Annotated in this window: 12 protein-coding genes and 1 pseudogene; 6 read left to right on the plus strand and 7 right to left on the minus strand. The window is 71.1% G+C overall.

Annotated elements, in window-relative coordinates; all coding sequences use genetic code 11:
* Positions 1-356: 356 nt before the first annotated feature.
* The 3 genes from AB0I94_RS29470 (at position 357) to AB0I94_RS29480 (ending at position 3570) form a co-directional block, all read left to right on the plus strand.
* On the plus strand, positions 357-1286 hold the full coding sequence (locus AB0I94_RS29470) for a PP2C family protein-serine/threonine phosphatase (RefSeq protein ID WP_363312763.1): 930 nt from the start codon (positions 357-359) through the stop codon (positions 1284-1286).
* A gap of 267 nt (positions 1287-1553) precedes the next feature.
* Positions 1554-2903, plus strand: a complete 1350-nt coding sequence (locus AB0I94_RS29475; protein WP_363312725.1) for a transcriptional regulator — start codon at positions 1554-1556, stop codon at positions 2901-2903.
* Positions 2904-3027: 124 nt separating this feature from the next.
* The gene (locus tag AB0I94_RS29480) at positions 3028-3570 is read left to right on the plus strand and encodes an NUDIX hydrolase (RefSeq protein WP_160503895.1); all 543 of its coding nucleotides are present in this window, start codon (positions 3028-3030) and stop codon (positions 3568-3570) included.
* Here AB0I94_RS29480 and AB0I94_RS29485 read toward each other — a convergent pair.
* Together AB0I94_RS29485 and AB0I94_RS29490 are read right to left on the minus strand one after the other, a co-directional pair.
* Positions 3567-3824 (minus strand): hypothetical protein, encoded by a 258-nt coding sequence (locus tag AB0I94_RS29485; RefSeq protein WP_363312726.1) that lies wholly within the window; start codon positions 3822-3824, stop codon positions 3567-3569. The two genes, AB0I94_RS29480 and AB0I94_RS29485, sit on opposite strands and share 4 nt — an antisense overlap.
* A 199-nt stretch (positions 3825-4023) precedes the next feature.
* Positions 4024-4884, minus strand: coding sequence for a 3-hydroxybutyryl-CoA dehydrogenase (locus AB0I94_RS29490; protein ID WP_363312727.1), 861 nt, complete (start codon positions 4882-4884; stop codon positions 4024-4026).
* A 179-nt stretch (positions 4885-5063) separates the two neighbouring features.
* On the opposite strand from AB0I94_RS29490, the gene AB0I94_RS29495 reads away from it, so the two are divergent.
* Positions 5064-6296 carry a family 10 glycosylhydrolase gene (locus tag AB0I94_RS29495; RefSeq protein ID WP_363312728.1) on the plus strand — a complete coding sequence of 411 codons (1233 nt, stop codon included), beginning with the start codon at positions 5064-5066 and terminating at the stop codon, positions 6294-6296.
* 19 nt (positions 6297-6315) lie between these two features.
* Here the strand turns inward: AB0I94_RS29495 and AB0I94_RS29500 are convergent, their stop codons facing one another.
* Together AB0I94_RS29500 and AB0I94_RS29505 are read right to left on the minus strand one after the other, a co-directional pair.
* Positions 6316-6510, minus strand: coding sequence for a DUF1918 domain-containing protein (locus AB0I94_RS29500; RefSeq protein WP_344528111.1), 195 nt, complete (start codon positions 6508-6510; stop codon positions 6316-6318).
* 76 nt (positions 6511-6586) lie between these two features.
* Positions 6587-7570, minus strand: coding sequence for a DMT family transporter (locus AB0I94_RS29505; protein WP_363312729.1), 984 nt, complete (start codon positions 7568-7570; stop codon positions 6587-6589).
* Between AB0I94_RS29505 and AB0I94_RS29510 the strand changes: the two genes are divergently transcribed.
* On the plus strand, positions 7569-9014 hold the full coding sequence (locus AB0I94_RS29510; RefSeq protein ID WP_363312730.1) for a PLP-dependent aminotransferase family protein: 1446 nt from the start codon (positions 7569-7571) through the stop codon (positions 9012-9014). The two genes, AB0I94_RS29505 and AB0I94_RS29510, sit on opposite strands and share 2 nt — an antisense overlap.
* A gap of 35 nt (positions 9015-9049) precedes the next feature.
* Positions 9050-9490: a GNAT family N-acetyltransferase gene (locus AB0I94_RS29515; protein WP_363312731.1), complete on the plus strand. Its 441-nt coding sequence runs from the start codon at positions 9050-9052 to the stop codon at positions 9488-9490.
* Between the two features lie 16 nt (positions 9491-9506).
* Here the strand turns inward: AB0I94_RS29515 and AB0I94_RS29520 are convergent.
* The 3 genes and pseudogenes from AB0I94_RS29520 to AB0I94_RS29530 form a co-directional block, all read right to left on the minus strand.
* Positions 9507-9995: pseudogene (locus AB0I94_RS29520) on the minus strand (DUF6314 family protein); the annotation flags it as partial.
* Between the two features lie 47 nt (positions 9996-10042).
* Positions 10043-11029 carry an aldo/keto reductase gene (locus AB0I94_RS29525; RefSeq protein WP_363312732.1) on the minus strand — a complete coding sequence of 329 codons (987 nt, stop codon included), beginning with the start codon at positions 11027-11029 and terminating at the stop codon, positions 10043-10045.
* A gap of 107 nt (positions 11030-11136) precedes the next feature.
* A complete protein-coding gene (locus AB0I94_RS29530) occupies positions 11137-11610 on the minus strand; it encodes a VOC family protein (RefSeq protein ID WP_363312733.1) in 474 nt (157 codons plus the stop codon).
* Positions 11611-11749 lie beyond the last annotated feature (139 nt).

The following is an 11749-nucleotide window of genomic DNA, read 5'->3' on the forward strand; positions in this document are numbered from 1 at the left end:
CGGGTACGCCCTTCACTCGTTTGAGTGGCAAGTGAGCCCTCTCTGACCCGTTCGGCTCAGACGGTCGACAGAATCAGTGCGGCCGCGGGGGCTGTGATCTGCAAGGCCCGCGCGGTCCGCACGCTGAACAGGGCCTTAGGGGGGCCGTCGGCATGATCCGTATCAGGGCTGGAGATCCCCGCCGGGCGCTGCTCCGGGCGAGGAGCCGGGCCAGGCTCCGTGTGAAGGCCGGGACGAGGGTGTCCCGTGTGAATCCGCCGCGCGTCCGACGTGTCCTGGCGCTCGGCCTTCCCACGGTGTGGGGTGCGGCCGCCATCACGTACAAACTCGCCTGCCCGCTCGCCCAGCAGGACGGTATGGGGGCGCGGATCGCCACCAGCGCGGTCTTCTTCGCGGTCGGCACCGGTCTGATATGGCATGTCCGCGGCACGCTGCTGCGGGAGCTGCGCCAGCTCCGTGAGGTGGCGGGCGCCGCGCAGAACGTCCTGCTTCGCCCGCTGCCGCCATGCGTCGAGGGCCTCACGGTCGCGGCCGGGCGGCTCTCCGCGTCACGGGGTGCCTCCGTCGGCGGGGATCTGTACGAGGTCATGGCGACCGATCACGGTGTCCGCGTGGTCATGGGCGATGTACGCGGGCACGGCCTGACCGCCATCAGCACGGCCGCTGCCGTGCTCGGCAGCTTCCGCGAGGCGGCCCACGAAGAACCCGAACTCTCCCATGTGCTCAGGAAGTTGGAGCGCTCCCTCGGACGGCATCTGCGGGAGCGGTCGCGGGCCGAGCACCCGGCGGGCGGCGGCCCGGCGCCGGACAGCGCGGCCGGCGAGGAGTTCGTCACCGTACTCCTGATGGAGATCGGCCCGGAGGGCGAGCTGTCCGCGCTCAACTGCGGTCATCCCTGGCCCTACCGCCTGAGCGGGCACGCCGAGCCGGTCGCCGGAGAGGACCCGTTGCCGCCGCTCGGACCCTTCCCGCTCCCCGCCGAACTGCCCCTGCTCCGTTGCGGACCGCTCCTGCCGGGGGAGGCGCTGGCCCTGCACACGGACGGCATGGAGGACGCGCGGGACGCGGCCGGACAGTTCTTCCCGCTCCAGGCGGCGCTCACCGAAGCGGTGCGGGTCCCGCCGGTCGCGCCCCAGACCGTGATCCGCGCGGTGTACGCCCAACTCGCGCGGCACGCCGGGCGGAAAGCCACCGACGACGCCGCGCTCCTGATCCTGCGGAACGACCGTCGAAGGGTGCCGGCGCAGAAGAGGGAGACGGTGCGTCGGCAGAGCACCATGACGTGACGCACCGTCAACCTCCGCCGGCCTTGCGCCGCCCGACCCCGCCTGTAGGTGTCGGGCAGACGGCGGGGCGGGCGGCGCCAGTGAGGGCCGCCGTACTTTTCGAGGGGGAGCCGGCGGCCCGGCCGGCCTCCTTGTGAGGAACCTCAGTCAAGCGTGACGGGAGTGGCGACGGCAGAGCGCACACCCCCCGGATTCGGGCGTTCCGTTCACACCCCGTGTGAAACCACCTCTACTACGCTGGCCACACCGAGCCACCGGAGGGCCTCCATGCAGCCCAATACCCTGCTCGACGCGATCCTCGACGAGGCGGGAATCTCCCACGCGGGCCTGGCTGCCCACGTCAATCAGGCAGGGAGGAGCCGAGGCCTCGCCCTGCGGTACGAACACACCGCCGTATCACGGTGGTTGAAGGGCCAGCGCCCGCGCGGCCAGGTGCCCGACCTGATCTGCGAGGTCCTCGCGGGCCGCCTCCAGCGCACCGTCACTCTCGACGACATCGGCCTAGGCGTGCCGGGGCGGCCGGCCGTGGGGCACAGCTCCATGGCCTCGACGCTTTCCGGGTTCGTGGAGCGAGCCACGGCCCTGTGGCGCTCGGACGAACAGCAGCGCCCGCACCTTCTGGGCGCACCCGCGGTCACCGGAACACCCGCGGTCATGCCTGTCTGGGAGTGGGAGAACCCGCCCGAGGACGTGGACGTCTCGCGCGGCGGCAGGCACCAGGTGAGCACGGCCGACATCGACATGATGCGCGCGGCCCGCGCCCACTACGAGCAGATGTACCGCAAGACCGGCGGCATCGCGACCCGCACCCGCATCGTCGGCTTCCTCAACGCCGAGGCCGCGCCGCTGCTGCGCGGCAGCTACACGGACGAGACGGGACGCCAACTGCACAGATCCACCGGGGGTCTGGTGGCCATCGCGGGGATCTGTGCCTACGACTCGGACGCGCACGGCCTGGCCCAGCGCTACTTCCACCAGGCCCTGCGGCTGGCAAAGGCCAGCGGGGACAGGGGACTTGGCGCCTATGTGATCGCGCTGCTCGTCAACCAGTCGCTGTTCATGCGCGAGTACCGCCAGGCGGTGGCCTTCGCGGAGGCCGCGCTGCGTGCCGCGGGCCGCGAGCTCACCCCGGCCCTGGCATCCGATCTCTACGCCATGCAGGCCAAGTCGTACGCACACCTGGGCGACGGCAGCAGCGCGCTGTCCTGCATCCGGCGTGCGGAGGTCGCAGCGGATCGCATCCGGCGTGGGCGCGAACCGGACGAGACCGGATATGTCCAGCCCGGACTCGTCAACGTACAAGTGGCGGAGGCGCTGCTCAGCCTCGGCGACCTCACGGGGGCGCGTGAACACGCGGCGGCGGCGGTGGACACGCCGGCTCACGACCGGGGCCGGGTCCATCGGCTCGCCATGCTCAGCCAGATCGAACTACGCCAGGGGAACACCGACGAGGCGGTGGCCACGGCGGTGGAAATGGCAGAGCAGGCACGGGGAATGGAGTCCCAGCGGCTGCGCGACCGGCTGCGGGCCGTGCGGGAACATCTGGTGCGCAGCGACTGCGCGGGCACGGCCGAGGCGGCCGAACTCATCGACGGGGCACTGCGCGTACCCCTGTGATGCGCACCGCGCGTATGAAGGCTACGACCCACGGCGAGCGCTGAACTCAGCCGTCGTTCACACGCTGCTCTGAACACCCTCCTGCTGCGATATTGCCATCTACTCGGCGGAAGGTGGCAGAACCGTGCAGTGGACGAAACAAAGCGAACAAACTGTGTATGGAAACCGATGGTTCACGGTCAATTTGGCAGATGTGGAGCTGCCCGATGGCCGTCACCTCGACCACTTCCTGATACGGCTGCGGCCCGTCGCCGTGGCCACCGTCGTCAACGAGGCCAACGAGGTGCTGCTGCTCTGGCGGCACCGCTTCATCACCGACAGCTGGGGCTGGGAGCTCGCCGCGGGCGTCGTCGAGGACGGCGAGGATCTCGCGTACGCGGCGGCGAGGGAAATGGAGGAGGAGACCGGCTGGCGGCCGGGCCCGTTACGACACCTGATGAGTGTCGAGCCGTCCAATGGGCTCACCGATGCCAGACACCACATCTACTGGTCGGATGAGTGCACCTACATCGGTCATCCCGAGGACGACTTCGAGTCCGACCGCCGTGAATGGGTCCCACTCAAACTCGTCCCTGACATGGTGGCCCGCGGAGAAGTACCGGCCGCCAACATGGCGGCGGCGCTCCTCCTCCTGCACCACCTGCGCCTTGGCCAGGACGCGCACTAACGACCGATGGCCTGCCAAACTGCCACGGCGAGCGCGCCTACCGCCGTGAGGGCGAGTAGGGCGGGCAGCGGCCAGCGAGTGTGCTCAAGTGCGGTGATCCTTACCGCCAACTCATCCTGGTTCTTGACGTTCTGTTCGTCGTGTTGGGTGAGCAACGCCAGCTGTCCGTCGACGCGGGCAAGGCCCACCTCCAAGCTGCGGCGTAACTCGGCGAGTTCTTCGGGGACCACGCGAAGTTCAGGGTCGGCGGTCACAAGTCCGTTCCTTTCTGTAGCTGTCCATCCCCCTGCTACGCACGGAAAGTCAACTCGCCTGGTGGCCGGGGCGGGAGAGTGTGCGAAGGGCATATGCGAGCCCATGGCGCACACGGTGTGTGAACGCCGCGGGCCCGGCACTCGATCGAGTGCCGGGCCCGCGTGCGGTGCGAAGTTCCGGATGCCAGTGTGAGCGGCGTCAGCCGTACGGATAGAAGCCCGAGCCGGACTTGCGGCCGAGCCTGCCCGCGTCCACCATCCGCTGGAGCAGCGGGGGAGCGGCGTACAGCGGCTCCTTGTACTCGGCGTACATGCTGTCCGCGACCGAGGCGACGGTGTCGAGGCCGATCAGGTCGGTGAGCTTGAGCGGACCCATCGGGTGGGCGCAGCCCATCTCCATGCCGTTGTCGATGTCCTCGCGGCTCGCGATGCCCGACTCGAACATCCGGATCGCGGAGAGCAGGTACGGGATGAGCAGCGCGTTGACCACGAAGCCCGAGCGGTCCTGGGCGCGGATCGCGTGCTTGCCGAGCACCTTCTCGACCATGGACTGCGCGCGGCTGATCGTCCCCTCGGACGTCGTGAGCGCGGGGATCAGCTCGACGAGCTGCTGCACCGGGGCCGGGTTGAAGAAGTGGATGCCGATCACCGCGTCGGGACGCGACGTCGCAACGGCCAGCTTCACCAACGGGATGGACGAGGTGTTGGAGGCGAGGATCGCGTCCTGCCGGGTCACCACCTGGTCGAGCACCTGGAAGATTTCGGTCTTGACCGCCTCGTTCTCCACGACCGCCTCGATCACGAGGTCGCGGTCGGAGAACTCCCCGAGGTCGGTCGTGAAGCTGAGGCGGGCGAGCGTCTCATCCCGCTCCTCCTCGGAGATCTTGCCGCGTTCGGCGGCCTTGGAGAGCGAGTTGTAGAGCCGGGTGCGGCCGATCTCCAGGGCCTCGCCGGTGGTCTCCGCGACCTTCACATCCAGTCCGGAGCGGGCGCAGACCTCCGCGATCCCGGCGCCCATCTGGCCACAGCCCACTACTCCGACGCGTGCGATGTCGGGCATAGAGTCGGTCACCTCGTGCCTTTCGCTGATCAACGGGCGGGCAGTCCCCCGTACGGTTGCGGTATCTGCCCCGGCGGTGAACGTTACTCCGCAACCTCCGGTGAATGACGTCCCGGGTCGGGCATGCTGTCCCCGACAGACTGCGGTTTTGGCGGATATCAAGGCCAAGGGGCGAGCGGATGAGGCGTATGTCACGCCGAGGTTTCACGATTGCGGCAGCCGCGATGGTGGCGGGGCTCACAGCCGCGGGGGACGCGGCCGCCGTGCCGGAGAGGGCCCCTTCGCGCCGCGAGCTACGGGGTATGTGGCTGGCGACCGTCGCCAACCGCGACTGGCCGTCGAAGCCCGGACTCACGGCGGCCGAGCAGCGCGCCGAACTGATCGGCCACCTCGACACGGCCGTACGGCGTCGGCTGAACGCGGTGATCTTCCAAGTGCGACCCACCGCCGACGCGTTGTGGCCCTCGCCGTACGAGCCGTGGGCGCAGTGCCTCACCGGCGTGCAGGGCAAGCACCCCGGCTGGGACCCGCTGGGCACCGCCGTGGCCGAGGCGCACAGCAGGGGCCTCGAACTGCACGCCTGGTTCAACCCCTTCCGTATCGCCAACCACACGGACCCCTCACGCCTCGTCCCCACGCACCCCGCGCGGCTGCACCCCGAGTGGGTCGTGCCGTACGGCGGGAAGCTCTACTACAACCCCGGCCTGCCCGAGGTGCGGCGCTTCGTCCAGGACGCGATGCTCGACGCCCTGCGCCACTACGCCATCGACGCGGTGCACTGGGACGACTACTTCTACCCCTATCCGGTCGCCGGGCAGGTCTTCGACGACGACGACGCCTTCGCGCGCTACGGCGGTGGCTTCCAGGACCGGGCCGCCTGGCGGCGTGACAACATCGACCGTCTGGTGCGGGAGATGGCGGCGCGGGTGAAGAAGGTGCGGGGGCGCGCACAGTTCGGGATCAGCCCGTTCGGGGTCTGGCGCAACGCCTCGACCGATCCGCTCGGTTCGGACACTCAGGCCGGCGTGCAGACCTACGACGACCTGCACGCCGACACCCGCGGCTGGGTCAAGAAGGGCTGGCTCGACTACATCTGCCCGCAGCTGTACTGGAACATCGGCTTCACCGTCGCGGACTACGCCAAGCTGCTGCCCTGGTGGGCCGATGCCGTCAAGGACACGGGCGTGCGCCTGTACGTGGGGGAGGCCCTCTACAAGGCGGGCGACCCCGCGCAGCCCGCCGCCTGGCAGGACCCCGCCGAGCTGTCCCGCCACCTCACGTACGCCAAGAAGTTCCCGCAGGCGCGCGGGCACGTGTACTTCTCGGCCAAGGAAGTGGGCGTGGACAAGATCGGCGCGATGGCGCGGGTGGTCGCCGACCACTATCAGCAGCGGGCCGAGCCACCCCGCTGATCTTGTCCCCGGCCGGGGGCTACTGAGCCGGGTCCTGGTGCCGTACGACGGTGTCGGGGCCCGGCGACATGACCGTTTCGTGGCCGTCCTCGAGGCGCACGCGGTACGGCGGTCCGCCGTCCGTGCCGAGCACCTCGACGACCTCCGCGATCCGGTCGTGCTGCCCGACGACCCTGCCGTGGACCACCAGCTTGTCGCCTACGGTTGCGCGCATCTGGAGCGACCTCCTCGTCCCACTCTGCGGTTGCTTTCCGTGGCCGTCAGTCTACGTCCGGTGGGTGAGCCGGGCCCTAGCCGCGCGCCCGTTGGGTGACCGCGATGCACACGAGGACCGCGGCGGCGGTCAGCGGCGCGGCCGGGGTGAGGTGCTCGCCGAGCAGGAAGACCGACCAGACCAGCGTGAGCAGCGGCTGCGCCAGCTGCAGCTGGCTGGCCTTGGGCACGCCGATCATGGCCATGCCGCGGTACCAGACGACCAGGCCGAGGAACTGCGAGCCGATGGCCGCGTAGAGCAGGCCCGCGGTGCTGTGCCCGGTGAGCTGGAAGGGCTCGTGCTGGAGGGCGACGGCAGCCCCCACGACGGCGAGCGGCAGGCACAGGACCAGCGCCCAGCCGATGACCTGCCAGCCCGGCATCTCGCGGGCGAGCCGGCCGCCCTCGGTGTATCCGGCCGCGCAGATCAGGAGCGAGGCGAAGAGGTAGAGGTCGGCGGTCGACAGGGCGCCGCCGCTCTGCTGGACCGTGAACGCGATCACCGCTGCCGCGCCGGTGAGGGCCGCGGCCCAGAACGTCCGGGAGGGTCGCGCTCCGGTGCGCAGCGCCGAGAACACGGCCGTGGTGAGGGGGAGCAGGCCGACGACCACGGCCGCGTGGGCGGTGGTGGAGGTCTGCAGGGCGAGCGTGGTGAGCAGCGGGAAGCCGACGACCACTCCGGCGGCGACGACCGCGAGCCCAGCCCAGTGGCGGCGGGCGGGCAGCGGGATGCGCAGGGCGAGCAGGGCGCCACCCGCGATGACGGCGCTCAGGACGCAGCGCAGGGCCACGAACGACCAGGGGCCGATGCCCTCGAGGCCCCAGGCGGTGGAGGGGAAGGTGAGCGAGAAGGCGGTGACGCCGAGCGCCGCCATGACGGTGCCCGCGCGGCGGGAGCCGTGCTGCGGGGGCTCGGCGCGCCGGGCGTCCCCGCTCTCGGCTATGCCCGTGCTCTCCGCGAGGCCGGTTCCCGTGGTGACTGCTACTCGGTTCGGGCGAGTAGCGCTATCCTGTGCTGTCATGCATGAGGGTAGCAGTGTCGCTGAGTTGGCAAAACAGTTGCGGGGCGAGCTGGACCGCTACTCACCAGGTGGAAAGCTGCCGTCGAGTCGGGCGCTGGTCGATCGGTTCAGGGTGAGCCCGGTGACCGTGTCGCGGGCCCTGGGACAGCTGGCCGCCGAGGGTTTGGTCGTCTCCCGGCCCGGCGCCGGTGTCTTCCGCGCCGAAACGCAGGCCGCCGCGGCGCCGGCGGGGGACACCTCGTGGCAGGAGGTGTCGCTGAGCGCCGACGCGGCCACGGAGCTGGTGCCGCGCGCCGTGGACGCCTCCGGGGTCCTGGCCACGCTCGCGGCGCCCGCGCACGGCGTCATCGAGTTCAACGGCGGTTATCTGCATCCCTCGCTGCAGCCCGAGCGCGCGATGGCGGCGGCCCTGGCGCGGGCGGGGCGGCGGCCCGGCGCGTGGGGGAGGCCGCCGATCGACGGGCTGCCCGAGCTGCGGGAGTGGTTCGCGCGGGGCATCGGCGGCGCGATCACGGCCGCCGAGGTGCTGATCACCGCCGGCGGCCAGAGCGGGCTCACCACGGCGCTGCGGGCCCTCGCCCCGCCGGGCGCGCCCGTCCTGGTCGAGTCGCCGACGTATCCCGGCATGCTGGCCATCGCCCGCGCGGCGGGGCTGCGGCCCGTTCCGGTGCCGGTGGACGTGGACGGCGTACGTCCCGAGCTGCTCGCCGCGGCGTTCAAGGCGACGGGGGCGCGGGTGTTCGTCTGCCAGCCGCTGTTCCAGAACCCCACGGGCGCGGTGCTCTCGGCCGAGCGCCGACCGGAGGTGCTGCGCATCGCCCGCGAGGCCGGGGCCTTCGTCATCGAGGACGACTTCGTGCGCCGCCTCGTCCACGAGGACGCGGGGCCCCTGCCGAGACCCCTGCAGTCCGACGACCCCGACGGGGTCGTCGTGCACGTCTGCTCGCTCACCAAGGCCACGTCGCCGAGCTTTAGGGTGAGCGCGCTCGCCGCGCGCGGACCGGTCCTCGAGCGGCTGCGCGCCATCCAGGTCGTCGACCACTTCTTCGTGCCGAGACCGCTTCAGGAGGCGGCGCTCGAACTGGTCGGCTCTCCGGCCTGGCCGCGCCATCTGCGGCACGTGGCGGGCGAGTTGAAGGACCGCAGGGACGCGATGGCCGCGGCCCTCCGTCGTGAGCTGCCCGAACTCGCTCTGCCGCACATCCCCGCGGGCGGCTATCTCCTGTGGCTGCGCCTGCCCGACGGCACGGACGAGGCGGCCCTGGCGGGCGCGGCGCTGCGCGCGGGCGTCGCGGTGGCTCCGGGGCGCCCGTACTTCGCGGCCGAGCCCCCGGCGGCGTACCTGAGAATGAGCTTCGCCGCGGTCGCCGGGGTCGGGGAGATCGCCGAGGGGGTGCGCAGGCTTCGAGGGGCGTGCGACGAGGTGTGGGGGTCCGCCCGCTGAGGCCGCCCATCGGGGCGGCTGCGAGGCTTGCCCTCATGACCGACGCACTTCAGACGCTTCCCGCCGGGTACGAGTTGTCCACCGACGCCGCCCGCCTCGATGCCGCCCGCGTCCATCAGTGGCTCTCCACCGACGCGTACTGGGCCATGGGGCGATCCCGCGAGAAGCAGGACCGCGCGATCGCCGGGTCGCTCAACTTCGGCGTGTACGAGGCGGCTTCGGGCAAGCAGGTCGCGTACGCCCGTGTGGTCACGGATCACGCGACCTTCGCCTGGCTCTGTGACGTGTACGTGGACCGGTCGGTGCGCGGCAAGGGCTTCGGGAGCGCGCTCGTGGCCGCGGTCAGGGACCATCTCGAGCCGTGCGGTCTGCGCCGGATTCTGCTGGCCACGGCCGATGCGCACGGGGTGTACGAAAGGGTCGGGTTCGGGGCTCTGGAAGACCCGGCGAAGTGGATGGCGCTCGGGCTGCAGTGAGCGGTCCGCCGTCGCGCCGCGCGTACGTGGTCGTGAGGATCAGGTCCTTGGCGGGGCCCGCGACCCGCCACCGCATCCGCCAGTGCCGCTCGTCGTACACCTCGAACTCGCCGCGGTAGAGGTCGAGCGCGCACGGGTGGTCGGCGGTGTGCCTGCCCGTGCGCAGGTCGAGGTCGTGGAAGGGGCGGCCGTCGGCGAACAGGACCCGCGCGGTGGCCGGGTCGTCGCCCGGCACGAAGCGGAGGGTGCGTTCGGCGGGGCGGGGAGTGCCGCGCCAGGTGAAGGTCCCGGACTCATGGTGCAGGAGGCCGCCGCCGTCGGCCGGGGTGAACACCGTCGTGCCCGAGAAGTGGCCCTCCGCGTTGCCCGCCACGTCCAGGGCCGTCCGCTCCACCTGCCAGTTCCCCGCCAGAAACGCCAGGACATCGGGTACTCCGTGGAAGGCCCGAAGGCCCCCCACGCGTCCCGTGCCGTGCGGTTCGGCTGTCGCGTCCGGAAAGGCCATGTCCGCAGGTTACGCGGCCCCCGGCCTGGGCCCGGACCCCAGGATGTCTACTTGTCGACGAACGCGAGACTGCCCTCGTCGTACCGCGTCCCGGCGACCGCGTCCGCCGGTGCCGCCGCGTCGATCGCCGCGAGTTCCTCGGCCGAGAGCTCGACGGCGAGCGCGCCCAGGTTCTCCGTGAGGTACTTCTCCCGGCGCGTGCCCGGGATCGGCACCACGTCGTCGCCGCGGTGCTGCACCCAGGCAAGGGCGAGCTGCCCCGCGGTGACGCCCTTCTCCTCGGCGAGCGTGTTGAGGGCGGTGACGATGGGCAGGTTCCGCTCCAGGTTCCCGTCGGCGAACCGCGGCTGACCGCGCCGCATGTCCCCTTCCTGGAGACCGGCCACCGAGGTGTAGCGCCCGGTCAGGAAGCCACGGCCGAGCGGCGAGAACGGCACGATGCCGACGCCGAGTTCACGGCAGACCGGCGCGATCTCCGCCTCCAGGTCCCGCGTCCACAACGACCACTCGCTCTGCAGCGCGGCGATCGGATGTACCGCGTGCGCCCGCCGGATCGTGGGCGCACTCGCCTCGGAGAGCCCGAGGTGACGCACCTTCCCGGCCTCGACGAGCTCGGCCATCGCGCCGACGGTCTCTTCGATGGGCACGTCCTGGTCGACGCGGTGCAGGTAGTACAGGTCGATGTGGTCGACCCCGAGCCGCCGCAGCGAGGCGTCACACGCCTGTCGTACGTAGGCCGCGTCGCCCCTGATCCGCGTCGGCTCGCCGAGGCGGTTGGCGAAGCCGAACTTCGTGGCGATGACGGCCTGCTCGCGGCGGCCGGCCAGCGCGCGGCCGATCAGCTCTTCGTTGTGGCCCGCGCCGTAGAAGTCGGAGGTGTCGAGCAGGGTGACGCCGAGGTCGAGGGCGCGGTGGAGCGTCGCGATCGACTGCGCGTCGTCCGAGGCGCCGTACGCGTGGCTCATCCCCATGCAGCCGAGCCCCTGCGCCGAGACGGTCAGTGCTCCGAGACGGCGGGTGGAAACGCTGGTCATGCCGGTACCTCCAGGTGGAGCCGTTTGCCCGTTGCCGGGCGGACGGCTCCGACCCTAGGAGCTGGAGCCAACTCCAAGTCAAGCCGTTTCGGCGGGCCTTGGGACGCTCACTTCTGGTCCGCCGCCGCGTACAGCGCCGCCACGTCGAGCTTCTTCATGCCGAGCATGGCCGCCATGGCGCGCTGCGCCCGTGCCGCGTCGGGGTCCGTCAGGAGCTCGCCCAGGGCGGCGGGGACGACCTGCCAGGAGAGGCCGAACTTGTCCTTGAGCCAGCCGCAGGGGCCTTCCTCGCCGCCCTCGGAGAGCTTCGTCCAGTAGTGGTCCACCTCTGCCTGGTCGGCGCACTCGATCGTGAAGGAGACCGCCTCGTTGAAGGTGAACTGGGGGCCGCCGTTGAGCGCCAGGTAAGGCCGGCCGTCGAGCTCGAACTCGATGGTCATCACGGTCCCGGCCGGCCGCGGCCCGGCATCGCCGTAGTGGGAGACGTTCGTGATCTTCGAGTTCGGGAAGACCGACACGTAGAACGTGGCGGCGTCCTCGCCTTGCGTGTCGAACCAGAGGGTGGGTGTGATGCGGGGCATGACGTTCTCCTGTCGTGGGCGGGGCGTTGTCGGTCTTTCTGCCTGTCTTGTCTGTCTGCCTGTAGTGACCCTTGCTTCCGCGCAAACTCATCGCCGCCCGGCAGGGAACTCGGCTGCTGTGCGCTCCCGTGCCGCCTTG

This window comes from Streptomyces sp. NPDC050147 (assembly GCF_040660195.1).
Classification (GTDB): Bacteria; Actinomycetota; Actinomycetes; order Streptomycetales; family Streptomycetaceae; genus Streptomyces.

Bases quoted from the DNA above. Each gene is read 5' to 3' on its own strand.
- AB0I94_RS29470 (WP_363312763.1), top strand. From the start codon at position 357: ATGGGGGCGCGGATCGCCACCAGCGCGGTCTTCTTCGCGGTCGGCACC.
- AB0I94_RS29475 (WP_363312725.1), top strand. From the start codon at position 1,554: ATGCAGCCCAATACCCTGCTCGACGCGATCCTCGACGAGGCGGGAATC.
- AB0I94_RS29490 (WP_363312727.1), bottom strand. From the start codon at position 4,884: ATGCCCGACATCGCACGCGTCGGAGTAGTGGGCTGTGGCCAGATGGGC.
- AB0I94_RS29495 (WP_363312728.1), top strand. From the start codon at position 5,064: ATGAGGCGTATGTCACGCCGAGGTTTCACGATTGCGGCAGCCGCGATG.
- AB0I94_RS29500 (WP_344528111.1), bottom strand. From the start codon at position 6,510: ATGCGCGCAACCGTAGGCGACAAGCTGGTGGTCCACGGCAGGGTCGTC.
- AB0I94_RS29510 (WP_363312730.1), top strand. From the start codon at position 7,569: ATGCATGAGGGTAGCAGTGTCGCTGAGTTGGCAAAACAGTTGCGGGGC.
- AB0I94_RS29505 (WP_363312729.1), bottom strand. From the start codon at position 7,570: ATGACAGCACAGGATAGCGCTACTCGCCCGAACCGAGTAGCAGTCACC.
- AB0I94_RS29515 (WP_363312731.1), top strand. From the start codon at position 9,050: ATGACCGACGCACTTCAGACGCTTCCCGCCGGGTACGAGTTGTCCACC.
- AB0I94_RS29525 (WP_363312732.1), bottom strand. From the start codon at position 11,029: ATGACCAGCGTTTCCACCCGCCGTCTCGGAGCACTGACCGTCTCGGCG.
- AB0I94_RS29530 (WP_363312733.1), bottom strand. From the start codon at position 11,610: ATGCCCCGCATCACACCCACCCTCTGGTTCGACACGCAAGGCGAGGAC.